The organism is Bacillus sp. SKDU12 (assembly GCF_010093085.1).
Taxonomy (GTDB): Bacteria; Bacillota; Bacilli; order Bacillales; family Bacillaceae; genus Bacillus; species Bacillus mexicanus.
This window is the reverse complement of sequence record NZ_MSRC01000003.1, coordinates 303,838-320,879: the sequence shown is the minus strand read 5'-3', so window position 1 is coordinate 320,879 and position 17,042 is coordinate 303,838. Positions and strand designations below refer to the sequence as shown.

Sequence of the window (17,042 nt, the reverse complement as noted above, 5' to 3'; positions counted from 1 at the left end):
AAATTTTAGCACAATTCTAACATAAGTCAACCCGACTTTTTTGATAGGATTAATAAAAAAAACAGACCCATAGGCCTGTTTTCAATCACATCAAGGTTTTGAACCCTTTTCATATCATCAAAATTTATTTTTTACTTTTTAAACCAATCTTTTGACTCGGGATTTCGTTTCCACGTTTTCAGCTTTTTCAGATCGTCTGACTGAATCTTTCCGTTTTCGAGCGCGACCTCTGTGAGCGTATCATAATCCGTCAAAGAGTAGTATGGCAGTTCTGCTTTTGTGAAGGCTTCCTGCGCTTTAGGGAGACCGTATGTAAAGATGGAGACGATACCGAGCACTTCACAGCCAGCCGCTTGTAAAGCTGCCGCAGCTTCAAGTACACTTCCCCCTGTGGAGATTAAATCTTCAATGACGACCGTTTTTTGCCCTTTTTGAACTGCCCCCTCAATTTGATTGCCTTTTCCGTGCGCTTTCGGTTTACTTCTCACATAACACATCGGCAAATGTAAGCGATCAGCCGCTAGAGCTGCATGAGGAATACCGGCTGTTGCTGTTCCCGCAATCATTTCAGCTTTAGGAAAATGCTCTTCGACAAGCTGGCTGATGCCTGCGGCGACATCATTTCTGACCTCCGGGAATGATAGCGTCAGACGGTTGTCACAGTAGATTGGCGATAAAATACCGCTTGCCCACGTAAATGGCTCGTTTGGGCGTAAAAATACAGCTTGGATGTCTAATAGATGTTTTGCGATGGTTTGTTTCATTGTTTGATTCCCTCCCATTCGAGTCTGACAGCTTCATAAGCTTTTACCGGGTCTTTCGCTTTTGTAATTGAGCGTCCTACCACAATCGCTGATGAACCTTTTTCTCTTGCAGCGGCAGGTGTTGCTACGCGAATTTGGTCATTCGCCGTGTCCTCTGACATTCTGATTCCCGGTGTGACAGTCAGAAATGAAGGTGATACCGCTTGGTAAATGGCTTTTGCTTCATGAACAGAGCAGACCACGCCATCAAGCCCGCTTTCTTCCGCCAGTTTGCTATAGTGCACAACCGTGTCGATCAGAGGCTTTTCGATCAGCAGTTCATTTTTCATTATTTGTTCAGATGTGCTTGTCAGCTGGGTTACCGCGATAAGAGACGGGCGTTTTTTTCCTGACGGTGTACCTTCTTCTAATCCCGCCAGAGCCGCTTGCATCATCTTTTTGCCCCCAGCCGCATGGACATTGACGAGATCCACTCCGAGGCTGGCAAGACGCTTCATCGCTTTATTTACAGTGGTCGGGATATCATGAAGCTTTAAATCTAAAAACAGCTCGCAATTTCTTTCTTTTAGCTGTTTCACGATAGATGGCCCTTCTTGATAAAAAAGCTCCATTCCCACCTTTACAAATAACGGTTCTTGCTGAAAAGGCGCTAAGAATGCAAGTGTTTCTTCGGCTGATGCAAAATCAAGCGCGATGATGGGCAGGTTGTTTTTCATGATTCCAGCTCCTTCCGATGCATTCTTCAATTGATTGATAACCGTATTGATGCAAAACAGCTGGAAGCTGTTCAATGATGTCCGGGCATGCAAAAGGGTTCACAAAGTTCGCTGTTCCCACAGCGACTGCGCTTGCTCCCGCGAGAAGAAACTCCAGTGCGTCTTCAGCCGTCTGTACGCCTCCCATACCGATAATCGGGATATTGACCGCCTGGCTGACTTCATGCACCATACGGATGGCAACCGGCTTGACGGCAGGGCCGGAAAGCCCACCTGTTTTATTCGCTAATATCGGCTTGCCTGATTTTAAATCGAGCCTCATGCCGATTAATGTGTTAATCATTGTAAGACCGTCCGCTCCCGCCTCTTCAATCGCTGATGCAATTTCTGTAATATTTGCCACGTTCGGGGAAAGCTTCACATAAACGGGCACATCCGATACCTCTTTAACCGCTTTCGTTACATCAGCAGCCATTTCAGGGTTTGTGCCAAAAGCGATTCCGCCTGTTTTCACATTCGGACAGGAAATGTTCAATTCAAGCGCATGGACATTAGGCGCTTTGCTGATATGCTCCGCGACTTCGACATAATCCTCGACTTGAGAACCTGCTACATTGGCAATGATCGGCGTATCAAACCGCTCGAGCCATGGCAGCTCATTTTGCAAAACACTTTCCAGCCCGGGATTTTGGAGGCCGATCGCATTGATCATTCCAGCGCCAGTCTCAGCTACCCTCGGTGTCGGATTACCAAAGCGAGGCTCTTTTGTCGTAGCTTTGATCATGATCGCTCCGAGACAAGATAAATCATAAAAACGCGCAAACTCTTTTCCAAAACCGAAGCAGCCTGAGGCTGGAATGATTGGATTTTTCAAATCAAGTCCCGGCAATTTCACCTCTAGCATTACAGCACCACCTCCTGAGCTTTAAATACAGGCCCGTCGAGACATACTTTGACGTACGATGTCTCACTTTCGTTTGTATGGCACACACACGCGAAGCATGCGCCGATTCCGCAGCCCATTCGTTCCTCCATGGACAGATAAACTTCTTTATGGGCATATTCTTGTTTTAACGCCCTCAGCATCGGTGTCGGCCCGCAGCTGAGGAGAATGTCAAACGCCAGATTTTTCTGTTTGATCACATCGGTGACAAACCCGGTTTCCCCGTAGCTCCCATCGGCTGTCGCCACATACGCGTCTCCATACTGCCGGCATTCTTCTTCGTAAAAAACATCCTTTGCCGATTGGAATCCTAAAACGTGGATGACCTTAACCCCTTTTTCATTCAAGCGTTTCGACAGCTCTTGGAGAGGGGGCACACCAACACCGCCTCCTACCAGCAAAGCCGTCTTTCCGGATTGGATTTCATTAACAGGAAAGCCATTCCCCAAAGGTCCGAGGACATCCACAAGCTCTTCCTGGTGCTTCAGCGATAAAAGCCTTGTTCCTTCTCCATCTACTCGGTAAATGATGGTGACTTCATTTTTTTCAAAGTTGACATCCGCGATGCTGATCGGCCTTCTCAAAAGAGGCGTAACCGCTTCACTCACTTTAAGGTGAAGGAACTGTCCCGGGGTTGTAAACCCTTGGACAAGCTCCCCTTTCAGAACCATTTGATACACCCGGTCTGCAATTTGCTGGTTAGAACATACTGTCAAATACGCTTTTTTCATATAGTGACTGCCGCCTCCTGATTTGTGTTGACTGTCGGCATTTGGTCAGCACGGAATGTCATGCTTTCCAGCACTCTCAATATCGCTTCTGCCGTATCTAAAGATGTTAAACAGGCAACACCGTTTTCTACCGATTCACGTCTGATTCGAAAGCCGTCTCTTGCCGGCTGTTTTCCTTTTGTCAGCGTATTGATGACAAACTGTGCTTCTCCGTTTCTGATCACATCAAGCAGATTCGGTCCGTCCTGTCCGATTTTCCCGACGACCTTAGCTGGAATGGAAGCTTCTTTTAAACGCCCTGCCGTTCCTTCCGTCGCTAAAATGTTATAGCCAATCGCATGGAACCGCTTAGCAATGGCAAGTCCTTCTTCTTTGTCTTTATCAGCCACTGTTAAAAGCACGGAACCGTAGTTCGGGATTTGAATGCCTGAAGCAATCAGGGCTTTATAGAGCGCCTTTTCTAGAGTGGAATCTTTCCCCATGACCTCACCAGTTGATTTCATTTCAGGCCCTAACGTAATGTCCACTCTTCTCAGCTTGGCGAAGGAAAAGACCGGCGCTTTTACAAATACACCCTGCTGTTCAGGCTGAAGGCCCTCTGTATAGCCAAACGCCGCCAGCTTTTGTCCGAGAATGACTTTTGTTGCGAGATTTGCCATTGGGATACCCGTGATTTTGCTTAAGAACGGTACAGTTCTGCTTGATCTCGGATTTACTTCGAGCACGTACACCTCGCCTTGTGATAAGACGAATTGAATATTGAGCAAACCGACAATGTTCAGCCCTTTAGCAAGTGCGATCGTGTATTGTTCGATTTTTTTCTTAATGTCCTCTGTGAGAGATTGAGGCGGATAAACAGCGATTGAGTCTCCGGAGTGAACACCGGCACGTTCAATGTGCTCCATAATACCCGGGATGACAACTGTTTCACCATCAGATATGGCGTCCACTTCAATTTCTTTCCCTGTTAAATACCTGTCAATTAACACAGGGTGCTGCGGATTGATTTTGACTGCATTTGTCATATAATGAAGCAGTTCTTCTTCTTGATATACAATCTCCATTGCCCGGCCGCCCAGTACATAGGAAGGGCGCACCAGAACCGGATAACCGATATCACCCGCGATCCTTACCGCCTGATCCACTGATGTCGCTGTTTTGCCAAGCGGCTGCGGCACACCAAGGTCTCCAAGCGCTTGCTCAAATTTATCCCGGTCTTCTGCACGATCTATATCTTCTAACGAAGTCCCAAGGATGTTTACACCGCGTGCAGAAAGCTCGTCCGCAAGATTAATGGCAGTTTGCCCGCCGAATTGCACGACAACGCCCATTGGCTGTTCGAGGTCAATGATGTGCATGACATCTTCAATTGTGAGCGGTTCAAAGTACAGCTTGTCTGAGATACTGAAATCAGTTGAAACGGTTTCCGGATTGTTATTGACAATAATGGCTTCATAGCCTGCCTGTTTAATTGCCCACACAGAGTGAACAGTCGCATAGTCGAACTCAACACCCTGACCGATTCGAATCGGACCGGAGCCAAGCACGATCACACTTTTCTTATCCGTAACGACAGACTCATTTTCTTCTTCGTATGTGCTGTAGAAGTATGGCGTTTCTGATTCAAATTCGGCCGCGCATGTATCTACCATTTTGAATACCGGTGTAATTCCCGCTTGTTTTCTTAAGCTGTAAAGCTCCGATTCTTTCATTTTCCACTCACGGCTGATGTACTTATCAGAGAATCCAAATTCTTTTGCCTGTCTCAGTACGTTCGGATCCCCCGCTTTTGCCTTCAGTTCTTTTTCAAACTGCACGATTCCGAATAGCTTATGCAAGAAGAAGACATCGATCGCGGAAAATTCATGAAGGTCTTTTACGGTGTAGCCTCTTCTATATGCCTCAGCTAAGTAGAATAAGCGTTCGTCACCGGCCTTTTTGATTCGTTTTTCCAACAGCTCATCGGAAATGTCGGCGGCATCCTTCAGCTCAAGATGATACACATCCGCTTCCAGTGAACGCACAGCCTTCAGTAATGACTCCTCAAGCGTGCGGCCGATCGCCATGACCTCTCCCGTCGCTTTCATTTGCGTGCCTAGCTTTCTGTTTGCTGATTCAAACTTATCAAACGGCCAGCGCGGAATTTTGGAGACGACATAGTCAAGAGCCGGTTCAAATGCTGCATATGTTTTTCCTGTCACAGGGTTCATCATTTCATCTAACGAAAGGCCGACTGCGATTTTAGCGGCGAGCTTTGCAATCGGATATCCCGTCGCTTTTGAAGCAAGGGCAGATGAACGGCTGACACGCGGATTCACTTCAATAATGTAGTATTGGAAGCTGTCTGGATCTAAAGCGAGCTGTACGTTACATCCACCTTCAATTCCAAGCGCGCGGATCAGTTTTAACGACACATTCCTTAAGAGCTGATATTCCCGGTCGCTGAGCGTTTGGCTCGGCGCGACAACAATACTGTCTCCAGTGTGGATTCCGACTGGATCAATATTCTCCATATTACAGACGACAATGGCGTGATCCTGACTGTCTCTCATGACTTCATACTCGATTTCTTTATAGCCGGCAATGCTTTTTTCAAGCAGACATTGGTGAACAGGGCTTAATTTTAAGCCGTTCTCAACAATTTCTTTCAGCTCGGCTTCATTCGAGCAGATGCCTCCGCCTGTTCCGCCTAATGTATATGCCGGGCGGACAATGACAGGGAATCCAATTTGACTGACGAAGTTTTCTGCTTCCTCCAGAGAGTGGATGATCTCACTTTCAGGCACTGGTTCATTCAATTCGTTCATTAATGTTCTGAACAAGTCGCGGTCTTCAGCCTGCTGAATCGCAGACAGCTTCGTGCCAAGCACTTCGACGCCGCACTCTTCCAGCACGCCTCTTTCAGAAAGCTCAACCGCAAGATTCAAACCGGTTTGGCCTCCGAGAGTAGGAAGAATGGCATCTGGGCGCTCTTTTCTGATGATTCGTGTTAGAAATTCCGGTGTGAGCGGTTCGATGTAAACCCGGTCAGCCATTTCTGTATCTGTCATGATCGTGGCCGGGTTTGAGTTGACAAGGATGACTTCATAGCCTTCTTCTTTCAAAGCAAGACAGGCTTGTGTTCCCGCATAGTCAAATTCTGCAGCTTGGCCGATGATGATCGGCCCAGATCCGATTACTAAAATTTTGTTAATGTCTACGCGTTTTGGCATACCGCTTCCCCTTCTTTCTCTGTTGTGTCAATCATGTCGATGAATCTGTCAAATAGATGGTTGGCATCCTCAGGGCCAGGTGAAGCTTCGGGATGATATTGAACCGTAAATGCCGGAAGTGTTTTATGCTTCAGCCCTTCAATCGTATCGTCGTTAATTGCGATATGCGTCACTTCCAGTTCTGTTTCGCTGATGGAGGACACTGTATAGCCGTGATTTTGAGATGTTAACGCGACTTTTCCGGTAGCCAGCTCTTTTACCGGGTGGTTTGAGCCCCTGTGGCCGAATTTCATTTTTTCAGTATTCGCTCCGCACGCCAGCGCGAATAACTGATGGCCGAGACATATTCCGAATAATGGCACTTTTCCGAGAACACCTTTAATCATTTCAATCGCTTCAGGCACATCTTTCGGGTCTCCAGGTCCGTTAGAAAGCATAATGCCGTCTGGTTTCAGCTGAAGCACCTCTTCCGCTGTAACGTTGTAAGGCACAACGATAACGTCACATTTCCGTTTGTTCAGCTCTCTTAAAATCCCGTGCTTCATGCCAAAATCGACCAAGACAATGCGTTTGCCTCTTCCCGGACTCGGATATGCTGTTTTGGCAGATACTTGGGAGACTTGATTTCTCGGCAGTTCCGTTTCGTTCAATCTTTTCAGTACTGCTTCAACCTCTTCATCAGGTGAAGCAAACGTTCCTTTTAGCGCGCCCGCCGTGCGGATCATTCTTGTCAGCTTTCTCGTGTCTATTCCCTGCAGTCCCGGAATATTTTTCATTTTTAAATACTCGTCTAATGTGTATGCTGAACGCCAATTGGAAGGAAGTTCACATAATTCTTTGACGATCAGCCCTTTTACAAAAGGTGTAATGGATTCAAAATCATCACGGTTGATGCCGTAATTTCCGATAAGTGGATACGTTAATGTGACGATCTGCCCGCAGTAAGAAGGATCAGACAAAATTTCCTGATAGCCTGTCATTCCAGTGTTAAAAACGACTTCTCCCATGCTGTGCTCTAAGCTTCCGAAGGCTTCTCCCTCGAATACCGCTCCGTTTTCCAGTACTAATCGTCTTTTCATTTGATAAGTCTCCCTTCTTCATAAGCAAGTTTCCCCGCTGCCATTGTAGCGACCGGCCAGCCGGTGCAGCTGATGCCGTTGAAAGGTGTATTTTTTCCTTTTGATAAAAATGTCTCTTTGTTTATAACTGCTTCTTTTTCTAAATCAATTAATGTAATGTCAGCAGCTTGCCCCGGTTTTATTGTTCCGTATGGGAGAGCGAACGCTTCACATGGTTTAATTGTCATATAATCAATCAGCTGCTTTAACGACCAGCTGCCATTTTTGACAAAATGTGTGTATAGGAGCGGAAATGCTGTTTCTAAGCCGACAATTCCGAAGGGCGCCAGCTTCATTTCTGTATTTTTCTCTTCTTCTGTATGTGGTGCATGATCTGTTGCGATAAAATCAATTGTTCCGTCTAAAAGGCCTTTGATTAAAGCTGCTCTGTCTTCCGCACTGCGAAGAGGGGGATTCATTTTATAATTTGTGTCCAGTCCCGGAATGTCTTCCTCACAAAGCAGCAAATGGTGTGGCGTCACTTCTGCTGTCACTCTGATTCCTGCTTTTTTCGCATCACGTACGACTCTGACAGATTCTTTCGTACTGATATGGCAAACGTGGTAATGGCAGTTTGCCGCCTCAGCCAGTAACACATCGCGGGCAATATGAACCGATTCACACACAGAAGGAATGCCGTCGAGTCCGTTCTTTTTGGAGAACACCCCTTCATGAACGCTTCCTCCGTAAATTAAGGAGTTGTCTTCGCAATGCGCAACAACCGCTTTATCAATTGCTGCAGCCCGTTTCATCGCTTCATACATCATTCCTGCTGTCTGTATACCGACGCCGTCATCTGTAAAGGCAAAAGCCCCGGCTTCTTTTAAAGCTTCAAAGTTTGTCATCTCATCACCGATTTGTCTGATCGTAATGGATGCATATGGAAGCACTCTGACGCATGCTGTTTCGTTAATACGGTTTTGCACCCATTCCATCTGCTCCTTCGTATCAGGAACCGGCCGCGTATTCGGCATTGCTGCTACTGTTGTGTAACCGCCGCGCGCTGCTGCTTTTGCGCCGGTTTCAATGGTTTCTTTTTTCTCTCCGCCCGGCTCTCTGAAGTGGACGTGGAGATCAACAAACCCAGGTGAAACGAGCAATCCTTTTGCATCAATGACCGTTTCTCCCTCAGCTGCGTCAAGCTTGCCGATTTCTGAGATGATTTCTCCTGTCACTCGAAGGTCCGCTTCTGTTCTTTCACCGTTTTCGTTAAGTATCCAGCCGTTTTTAATGAGATATGACATACGCTGCTTCTCCTCTTTTCACTTTGGTTTGTAAGGCACGCTGTATCACTGCCATTCTGATAAATACACCATTTTTCATTTGTTTGAAGATTCTTGATTTTTTACTTTCTACTAAGCTGTCATCAATCTCCACTCCTCTGTTTACCGGAGCCGGGTGCATAATAATCGCATGCTGTTTCAGACGCTCAGCCCGTTCTATGGTCAAGCCGTATTGATTTAAATAACCGTCCTGACTGACAGCGGACTGATGCCTTTCATTTTGAATGCGCAACAGCATGACGACATCGGAAGACGCAATTGCTTCATCTATCGAAACATATGTGCCGAATGGATTTTCTTCATCCTGCCATTCCGCAGGACCGGAAAACAAGACGTGGGCTCCTAGTCTAGTCAGGACTTCCGCGTTTGATCTAGCCACTCTGCTGTGCTTGATATCGCCGTGAATGGAGACGGTAAGCCCGTTGAAGGTATGGAACTCTTCATAAATTGTCATTAAATCAAGCAAGGATTGTGTCGGGTGCTGGCCGCATCCATCTCCCGCATTCAAAATGGGAATGTTTATCTGGCTGACAAGCTCTTTATAGTACTCATCCTCATTGTGCCTGATCACACACACATCCACACCGATTGATTCGAGCGTTCGGATCGTGTCATATAAGGTTTCGCCTTTTTGCACACTTGTGCTTGTTCCATCCAGATTCAACACATTCATACCGAGCTTTTTTTCCGCGACTTCAAAGCTGAATCGCGTTCTCGTACTTGGTTCAAAAAACAGATTTGCTGCAAATGTTCCTGAAAGCTGATTATTTGTTTTTCCGTTTTTGAGGTTTTGTGCTGTTTGAAGCAAATCTTTGATTTCCTCAATACTGAGTTCGCTCATCGTCGTTAAATGCTTCATATTTTTTCCCCTCTCATTTCAACTTTTAGGCTGAAAAAAACCCCGGTCTTAGATAGACTCGGGGTGTGGTTAATAGAGGGCAGCATCAAAGCTTCCTTCTCTTCATAACCCTTCCAAGCCTCTCTGGACTTTCATTAAAAGGTTTTAGATATGATGTTGTTCAGAAGTGTCTGCCTGCTCTTCCTTCGCTTGCGGAAGAATCAGGTTTAAGATGACACCTACGATTGCCGCAAGCGCCATGCCTGACACTTGGAATCCTCCTTGAGACACTTGAATAAAAGCGCCTCCTACACCGATCACTAGGATCACCGATGTGATAATAAGGTTTCTGTTGTTTTCATAATCAATTTTGTTATCAATCAGCATTCTCAGACCGCTCGAAGCGATGATTCCAAACAGGAGGAAGGAAACGCCTCCCATAACCGCTGACGGCACTGAGCTGATCAGCGCTGAAATTTTGCCGATAAAACCAAAGCAAAGTGCAATCACTGCCGCGCCGCCGATAACAAAAACGCTGAATACTCTTGTGATGGCCAGTACGCCAATGTTTTCTCCGTAAGTTGTTGTCGGAGGACCGCCGATCAAGGAAGCAAGGATTGTCGCTACGCTGTCACCCATAATGGAGCGATGCAGTCCCGGTTTTTTAATGAAATCTTGTCCAACAACTTTGCTCAGCACCATTTGGTGGCCGATATGCTCCGACATCGTCACAAACGCGACAGGAACCATAGCCGCTGCAATGCCGAGTGTTACTGCCGGTGAATAGTCTTTGAACGGGATGATAAACTCAGGCACTGCAAACCATTTTGCGTCAAGCACTGGCTGGAAATTGACAATCCCTTGAGTAAGGGCAAACAAGTATCCGCCGATGATTCCGATCAAAACCGGAATCAAGCTCAGAAACCCTCGTAAGAAAATCGCGCAAATAATCGTGATCGCCAGCGTAACGCCTGCGACACTGAAATGCTTTAAGCTGTAGACCAATTCACTCGCATTCGGATCAGCATACATCGCCATGTTTACCGCGGTGCTCGCAAGCCCCAGCCCGATGACGATAATGACAGGTCCTACGACTACAGGCGGAAGAATTTTCATCAGCCATCCTGTTCCAAGCTGTCTGATCAATAAGGCAATCAGTCCATACACTAATCCTGCCAGAAACGCTCCGACCATTGCCGCGCCCGGACCGCCGGTCGCTTTTACCAGTATGATTGGAGAAATAAAGGCAAACGATGAACCGAGATACGCCGGAATTTGCCCTTTTGTAATAAGAAGATAAGCAAGTGTTCCGATGCCGCTTGTCACCAGGGCTACCGCAGGACTCATTCCGACCAGCTTCGGAACTAAAATCGTTGAACCAAACATCGCAAACAAATGCTGCAAGCTGAATGTAACCCAAGAGAAAGGTGTCGGGACATCCCTGATTCCTAAATTCACTTTTTTCTTACTCATGTTGATTTCCCCCTGATCGTTGACGTTCATTTTAGGATGACTCAATGACTGTATAAAAAAACCTCTTTGCTCATTTTTACGCAAAGAGGCATACAAAGACCTGCCGAATACTTTCGGGACTTTGTAGTGCACCTCTTTGCAACCTCTCTGGATTGCCCTTAAAAAGGTGATCTATTATTCATTTTCGTAAATAGCGACGAGATCGTTTCGGTCTACTTCATCAAGCTGAACCATAACCTTTTCAGCCTTTGATGTCGGGATGTTTTTTCCGATATAATCCGCTCGAATCGGAAGCTCCCGATGCCCTCTGTCAACTAGCACAGCCAGCTGAATGGAGGAAGGTCTGCCCACATCAACAAGCGCATCCATACCTGCTCTGACCGTTCTGCCTGTATACAGGACATCGTCAACGAGAATGACTTTTTGGTCTGTGATGTTTACCGGAATATCCGCGCCTTTCACAAGAGGCTCTTCGTTGCTCGTTTTTTTAGTAAGATCGTCTCTGTAAAGAGTAATATCAATCTCACCGACTGTGACAGGGTTCCCTTCAATCTGTTCGATTCGTTCCGCAAGACGCTTTGCCAAGTAAATCCCTCTCGTCTTGATGCCGACAAGGATGCAGTTATTCATTCCTTTGTTGCGTTCGATCATTTCGTGAGCAATTCTGGTCAGCGCCCGTCTGATTGCCTGTTCGTCGAGAATGACAGCTTTTTGATTCAATGTGTGACACCTCACTATTTATATAGAAGAAAAAACCCCTCCTGCCAGAGCATAGAGGGGTTTTGGGACAAGGTGCGCGCATATACACGCATCCCAGTCTATCCGTTATCCTTCTCAGCCTCTCTGGACTGTTTTAAAGAATCTATTCAGCTGCGTTTATTATTTCAGAAAAGAAATAGTCTGTCAACCATTTCTTCTAAGGTTTTCGATTAATTCTGCCATATCCTCCGGAAGCGGCGCTTCAAATTCGATATATTCGCCAGTGCGGGGATGATCGAAACCTAAAATTCCGGCGTGAAGAGCCTGACCGTTAAAATCGATTGTTTTTCTCGGACCGTATTTTGGATCGCCTGCTAATGGGAATCCGATATATTTCATATGAACACGAATTTGGTGCGTCCTTCCTGTTTCAAGCTGGCATTCCACCAACGAAAAATCCTGAAAACGCTCCAGCACATGAAAATGGGTGACAGCATTTTTTCCATCACGCGTCACAGTCATGCTTTGACGGTCTTTTTTATCCCGTCCGATCGGCGCGTCAATTGTGCCATCATCATGAGAAATAAGTCCATGGACAACCGCCGTATATTTCCGCGTGACTGTTTTATTGACCAATTGGTTTACTAGTGACTCATGTGCCATATCGTTTTTCGCCACCATCAATAAACCGGACGTATCCTTATCGATTCTGTGAACGATCCCTGGACGCATCACGCCATTAATGCCGGACAGGTCCGTACAATGAGCCATAAGGCCGTTTACAAGTGTGCCCGTGAGATGACCGGGAGCCGGATGTACGACCATTCCGCGAGGTTTATTGACGACCAGCACATCCTGATCTTCATAGTAAACATCCAGATCCATAGGTTCTGCCAGTACGTCGAGCGCTTCAGGCTCAGGTATAGTGACAGTCACCTGATCACCCGCCTGAATTTTATAATTCGCTTTTACAGGGTTTCCGTTCACGATAACGTGCCCGTCTTTCACCCATTGCTGCACCTGGGTTCTTGACCAATCATTTTCAGTCGATGCCAGAAATTTATCAATCCGCTCACTTTTTTGTTCTTCTGTAGCGGTTATATCAATTTGATTCATGCTCTTGCTCCTTTTTCTTTTTCCCGCTGTCCAACAGCATTTGTATAAATAAAAGCATGACGCCGACGCATAGTGAAGAGTCCGCGATGTTAAAAATCGGGTAATTGTAATCAACAATGATGACGTGGATAAAATCTACAACTTCCTGTCTGACAGCCCGATCTATGAAGTTGCCGATGGCACCGCCAAGCATTAGTCCGAGGGCAACGCCAAGAAGCCTTTGTCCTTTTGTGTAACGTTGTATGTAATAAACAATGCCAATCATAACCGCAGTAGTAATGAGGTAGAAAAACCACATCTGACCGGCTAATATCCCCCATGCAGCACCCGTATTGCGATGAGAGGTGATATAGAATACCTGATCAATGATCGGGATGCTTTGTCCCAGCTCCATGTTTTTAACGACAAGCCATTTTGTCAATTGATCGGCTGCAATAATAAGAAGTGCGATTACATAATACAGCACAAACGTTCCTCCCGTTTACGGTTACTTTAGTCCATTATGCATTTTATCAATAAAAAGCACTGGAGTAAAGAAATATCAGGCATATTAACCGGCCAAACGCTGTTATTCATACAGCGCCTGACCATATTCGATATCCGATGATTTCCACAGTGGAAGCGTTTTTTTTTCAAATTGGACAGAGTAAAGAAAATCGTCTGCAGTGCGGGCAGTCGGCAGCACTGCAAGCTTCGAAATCGGAATGGAAGCTCCTGTTTCTTCGCAGTATCCAAATGTGCCGTTTTCGATTTTGGACAATGCGAGGAGAACGTCTTGAAGCTCTTCTTTAATGTGATAGATCAGAGTTGCTTTTTGTTTATGATTGATTGCTGCTTGCGGGCTTGTTGAAGCCTGAAAGCAAGAATACTCAAATAATCTCGACTGTAATTCTTCTTTCGTAAGAAGAAGTTCCGTATAAATTGCGGTCAGTTGATCATTCATTCCATCACAACTCCTGCTCTTAACGTAGTACCTATAGTGTTGCCTGTGAATGATGATCTAAAGCCCATAAGATTTTTCCTGCCGTTCTAAACGATGTCACTCTTGGCACAAAAAAGCCCGGCATTCGCCGGGCTCTTCTATGTTATTTTTGATAATATTTTTCAACGATTTCAGCGTTTCGCAGTGAAAGTGTAGGATATTTCGGATTTGCACCGACATCTTTTGAAATCACACGGGATCTCTCACACATTTCGCCTTCTGCTTTCTCGACAGCGATTTTGCCTGTCGCAAAGCTTTGCGCATCGTCCGGCGCTTCATTTTCTTCATTGATTGCGAGTTCAGAAACAATAAACAGCTGAGAAAGATTTTCTTTAATGGAAGCTAATAGCTCTTGGTTTTCTTTGTTTGGATACAGTTTCAGGCTGGCTTCCATTGATTTCCCGATAATTTTTTCATTCCGCGCAGTTTCCAACGCTTTTAGCACATCATTACGGAAAACCATAAAGCGGTCAAATTTATCTTCTGTCGCTTCGCTGTTTGGAACCGTGATTGTTTCCGGCATATCTGTAAGCTGAACGCTTTGCTCTTCAACGAATGTTAAATGAGACCATAATTCATCAGCCGTATGAGAAAGAATAGGCGCCGTAAGCTTCACTAACGCAAGAAGCGTTTCATAAAAGACTGTCTGCATGCTGCGTCTGTCCGGATGATCCGCATGCTCGATGTAAACAACATCTTTTGCGAAATCAAGATAGAATGAGCTCAATTCGATTGTACAGAAATTATGGATGCTGTGATACACAACCGCAAATTCGTACTCATCATACGCTTTTTTCACTTTATCAATCAATTTGTTCAGTTTAATCAACATGTATTGATCCACTTCACGAAGATCTTCGACAGCTACCGCATTCGTTTTTGGATCAAAATCGAATAGGTTGCCATGAAGGAATCGGAACGTATTGCGGATTTTACGGTATACTTCAGCCACCTGTTTTAAAATAGCGTCAGACACGCGAACATCTGCCTGATAATCAACTGAGGATACCCATAATCTCAAGATGTCAGCACCAAGCTGTTTCATAACTTTAGCCGGAACAACAACGTTACCGATTGATTTACTCATCTTGCGTCCTTCTCCATCCAGTGCGAATCCATGGCTGAGTACACCTTTATATGGCGCTTTCCCTGTTACAGCCACTGATGTAGAAAGAGATGAATTAAACCAGCCGCGATATTGGTCAGATCCTTCTAGATATAAATCAGCTGGGCGAACGAGATCATCACGCTCTTCAAGCACCGCTTGATGAGAAGATCCTGAATCAAACCAAACATCCATGATGTCCTGTTCTTTCGTAAATGTGCCGTTCGGACTTCCAGGATGTGTAAATCCTTCCGGAAGAAGATCTTTCGCTTCTTTTTCAAACCAAATGTTTGATCCGTGCTGTCTAAACAATTCAGAAACGTGTTCAATGGTTTCATCTGTAATAATCGGCTCTCCGTTCTCAGCATAAAATACCGGAATCGGCACGCCCCATGCACGCTGTCTGGAAATACACCAGTCTCCGCGGTCACGAACCATATTGTGCAAACGCTGCTCGCCCCATTCAGGAACCCATTTTGTTTCTTTAATGGCATCCAGCAGGTCTGATCTGAAGTCTTTAATTGACGCAAACCATTGTGCTGTCGCTCTGAAAATGGTTGGTTTTTTTGTTCTCCAATCGTGCGGGTAAGAGTGAGTAATGAATTCAAGTTTTACAAGCGCGCCTTTTTCATCAAGCTGCTGTGTGATTACTTTGTTCGCATCATCATAAAACATGCCTTCAAAGCCTGGAGCTTCACTTGTCATGACACCTTTTGCATCAACTGGGCATAACACATCTAAGCCATATTTCTGGCCGATGATGAAGTCATCTTCCCCGTGTCCCGGCGCTGTATGAACACAGCCTGTTCCGGCATCAGTTGTGACGTGTTCGCCAAGCATAACGAGAGAGTCTCTGCCATACAGCGGGTGTTCTGCGATAATGTTCTCAAGGTGTTTCCCTTTGATCGTTCTCGTCACTTCATATTGATCAAATCCGCATGCAGAGGCTACACTTTCGACTAAATCACTGGCTACGACAAAGCGGTCTTCACCTGTTGCCACCACGCTGTACTCAAAATCAGGATGAACTGAAATCCCGAGGTTCGCCGGAATTGTCCAAGGCGTTGTTGTCCAGATAATAATACGCTCGCCGTTTTCAAGTACGCCTTTTCCGTCTTTTACATTGAAAGCAACATAAATAGATGCTGAACGTTTATCTTGATATTCAATCTCTGCTTCGGCCAAAGCTGACTCACTTGAAGGTGACCAGTTAACTGGTTTAAGGCCTTTGTAAATGTAGCCTCGTTTTGCCATTTCACCAAATACGCGAATTTGCTGCGCTTCGTATTCCGGTTTTAATGTCACATACGGATTTTCCCAATCACCGCGGACACCAAGACGTTTAAACTGCTCACGCTGTCCTTCGATTTGTTTCCAAGCGTACTCTTCACACAGCTTGCGAAATTCCGCTACTGACATTTCTTTGCGGTTTACTTTTTTGTTTTTTGTAAGAGCTGTTTCAATTGGCAATCCGTGTGTATCCCAGCCCGGTACATACGGTGCATTGTAGCCGCTCATTGATTTGTAGCGGACAATAAAGTCCTTCAGTATCTTGTTAAGTGCATGGCCCATATGGATATCGCCGTTTGCATACGGAGGTCCGTCATGCAAAACAAATTTCGGGCGGTCTTTCGTCCGTTCCTGTACAAGACGATAGATATCCTCTTCCTCCCATTTCTTTTGAATGTCAGGCTCACGGTTGGGCAAATTTCCACGCATCGGGAAATCCGTTTTCGGCATTAAGAGCGTATCTTTAAAATCCATTTTCATTCCTCCACTGCATTTTTTCAGAAAATAAAAAAAGCCCTCTCATCCCATAAGGGACGAGAAAGCTTATCTCGCGGTACCACCCTTTTAGAAAAAGCTAACATACGCTTTTTCCACTCGAGCATCGTAACGTGATGAACGTCCTAACCTACTGTGAGTTCAGAAAGGAAACTTAAGGGCTGATCTACATGATTCCGGCCATCCCGGACTCTCACCATCTCCGGGTCGCTATGAAGGCCTGAAGGAAACATGACTGTCCCTTTCAACCGTCTTTTCATCTGAATTTATGAACGTA

Annotated in this window: 14 protein-coding genes and 1 other annotated feature; all 14 genes read right to left on the bottom strand. The window is 45.6% G+C overall.

All coding sequences use genetic code 11. The features are described from left to right. Window positions 1-131: 131 nt before the first annotated feature. The 14 genes from pyrE to ileS all read right to left on the bottom strand — a co-directional run bounded on the left by pyrE (window position 132) and on the right by ileS (window position 16,744). On the bottom strand, window positions 132-764 hold the full coding sequence (gene pyrE / locus BTW01_RS02895) for an orotate phosphoribosyltransferase (protein ID WP_419724059.1): 633 nt from the start codon (window positions 762-764) through the stop codon (window positions 132-134). Further along, entirely contained in the window at window positions 761-1,480 is a 720-nt protein-coding gene (gene pyrF, locus BTW01_RS02890) for an orotidine-5'-phosphate decarboxylase (protein ID WP_162101531.1), read from the bottom strand. The genes pyrE and pyrF overlap by 4 nt, the downstream gene beginning before the upstream one ends. Beyond that, on the bottom strand, window positions 1,449-2,384 hold the full coding sequence (locus BTW01_RS02885) for a dihydroorotate dehydrogenase (protein ID WP_162101530.1): 936 nt from the start codon (window positions 2,382-2,384) through the stop codon (window positions 1,449-1,451). Before BTW01_RS02885 ends, pyrF begins: the two co-directional genes overlap by 32 nt. After that, window positions 2,384-3,154 (bottom strand): dihydroorotate oxidase B electron transfer subunit, encoded by a 771-nt coding sequence (pyrK, locus tag BTW01_RS02880; protein WP_162101529.1) that lies wholly within the window; start codon window positions 3,152-3,154, stop codon window positions 2,384-2,386. Before pyrK ends, BTW01_RS02885 begins: the two co-directional genes overlap by 1 nt. Then, the gene (gene carB / locus BTW01_RS02875) at window positions 3,151-6,366 is read right to left on the bottom strand and encodes a carbamoyl-phosphate synthase (glutamine-hydrolyzing) large subunit (protein ID WP_162101528.1); all 3,216 of its coding nucleotides are present in this window, start codon (window positions 6,364-6,366) and stop codon (window positions 3,151-3,153) included. The genes pyrK and carB overlap by 4 nt, the downstream gene beginning before the upstream one ends. Then, window positions 6,351-7,445, bottom strand: a complete 1,095-nt coding sequence (locus tag BTW01_RS02870; RefSeq protein WP_162101527.1) for a carbamoyl phosphate synthase small subunit — start codon at window positions 7,443-7,445, stop codon at window positions 6,351-6,353. The genes carB and BTW01_RS02870 overlap by 16 nt, the downstream gene beginning before the upstream one ends. Next, entirely contained in the window at window positions 7,442-8,728 is a 1,287-nt protein-coding gene (locus BTW01_RS02865; RefSeq protein ID WP_162101526.1) for a dihydroorotase, read from the bottom strand. Before BTW01_RS02865 ends, BTW01_RS02870 begins: the two co-directional genes overlap by 4 nt. Beyond that, window positions 8,712-9,626: an aspartate carbamoyltransferase catalytic subunit gene (locus BTW01_RS02860; protein ID WP_162101525.1), complete on the bottom strand. Its 915-nt coding sequence runs from the start codon at window positions 9,624-9,626 to the stop codon at window positions 8,712-8,714. Before BTW01_RS02860 ends, BTW01_RS02865 begins: the two co-directional genes overlap by 17 nt. 144 nt (window positions 9,627-9,770) lie before the next feature. Then, window positions 9,771-11,078 carry a uracil permease PyrP gene (pyrP, locus tag BTW01_RS02855; protein WP_162101524.1) on the bottom strand — a complete coding sequence of 436 codons (1,308 nt, stop codon included), beginning with the start codon at window positions 11,076-11,078 and terminating at the stop codon, window positions 9,771-9,773. A 174-nt stretch (window positions 11,079-11,252) separates the two neighbouring features. Next, complete coding sequence (gene pyrR / locus BTW01_RS02850) at window positions 11,253-11,798, bottom strand: bifunctional pyrimidine operon transcriptional regulator/uracil phosphoribosyltransferase (protein WP_162101523.1); 546 nt, start codon at window positions 11,796-11,798, stop codon at window positions 11,253-11,255. A 183-nt stretch (window positions 11,799-11,981) separates the two neighbouring features. Then, window positions 11,982-12,893: an RluA family pseudouridine synthase gene (locus BTW01_RS02845; protein ID WP_162101522.1), complete on the bottom strand. Its 912-nt coding sequence runs from the start codon at window positions 12,891-12,893 to the stop codon at window positions 11,982-11,984. Next, entirely contained in the window at window positions 12,880-13,359 is a 480-nt protein-coding gene (gene lspA, locus BTW01_RS02840) for a signal peptidase II (protein ID WP_162101521.1), read from the bottom strand. The genes BTW01_RS02845 and lspA overlap by 14 nt, the downstream gene beginning before the upstream one ends. A gap of 102 nt (window positions 13,360-13,461) precedes the next feature. Continuing rightward, complete coding sequence (locus tag BTW01_RS02835; protein ID WP_162101520.1) at window positions 13,462-13,836, bottom strand: TraR/DksA family transcriptional regulator; 375 nt, start codon at window positions 13,834-13,836, stop codon at window positions 13,462-13,464. Between the two features lie 142 nt (window positions 13,837-13,978). Continuing rightward, window positions 13,979-16,744 carry an isoleucine--tRNA ligase gene (ileS, locus tag BTW01_RS02830; RefSeq protein WP_162101519.1) on the bottom strand — a complete coding sequence of 922 codons (2,766 nt, stop codon included), beginning with the start codon at window positions 16,742-16,744 and terminating at the stop codon, window positions 13,979-13,981. A 52-nt stretch (window positions 16,745-16,796) separates the two neighbouring features. Further along, window positions 16,797-17,023 (bottom strand) — a binding site (T-box leader). Window positions 17,024-17,042: the final 19 nt, after the last annotated feature.

What these genes read in the sequence shown, in the direction of transcription:
- carB (WP_162101528.1), bottom strand. Translation starts at nt 6,366, where the DNA reads ATGCCAAAACGCGTAGACATTAACAAAATTTTAGTAATCGGATCTGGG.
- pyrE (WP_419724059.1), bottom strand. Translation starts at nt 764, where the DNA reads ATGAAACAAACCATCGCAAAACATCTATTAGACATCCAAGCTGTATTT.
- ileS (WP_162101519.1), bottom strand. Translation starts at nt 16,744, where the DNA reads ATGGATTTTAAAGATACGCTCTTAATGCCGAAAACGGATTTCCCGATG.
- pyrK (WP_162101529.1), bottom strand. Translation starts at nt 3,154, where the DNA reads ATGAAAAAAGCGTATTTGACAGTATGTTCTAACCAGCAAATTGCAGAC.
- BTW01_RS02865 (WP_162101526.1), bottom strand. Translation starts at nt 8,728, where the DNA reads ATGTCATATCTCATTAAAAACGGCTGGATACTTAACGAAAACGGTGAA.
- BTW01_RS02885 (WP_162101530.1), bottom strand. Translation starts at nt 2,384, where the DNA reads ATGCTAGAGGTGAAATTGCCGGGACTTGATTTGAAAAATCCAATCATT.
- BTW01_RS02870 (WP_162101527.1), bottom strand. Translation starts at nt 7,445, where the DNA reads ATGAAAAGACGATTAGTACTGGAAAACGGAGCGGTATTCGAGGGAGAA.
- BTW01_RS02845 (WP_162101522.1), bottom strand. Translation starts at nt 12,893, where the DNA reads ATGAATCAAATTGATATAACCGCTACAGAAGAACAAAAAAGTGAGCGG.
- BTW01_RS02860 (WP_162101525.1), bottom strand. Translation starts at nt 9,626, where the DNA reads ATGAAGCATTTAACGACGATGAGCGAACTCAGTATTGAGGAAATCAAA.
- pyrF (WP_162101531.1), bottom strand. Translation starts at nt 1,480, where the DNA reads ATGAAAAACAACCTGCCCATCATCGCGCTTGATTTTGCATCAGCCGAA.
- pyrP (WP_162101524.1), bottom strand. Translation starts at nt 11,078, where the DNA reads ATGAGTAAGAAAAAAGTGAATTTAGGAATCAGGGATGTCCCGACACCT.
- BTW01_RS02835 (WP_162101520.1), bottom strand. Translation starts at nt 13,836, where the DNA reads ATGAATGATCAACTGACCGCAATTTATACGGAACTTCTTCTTACGAAA.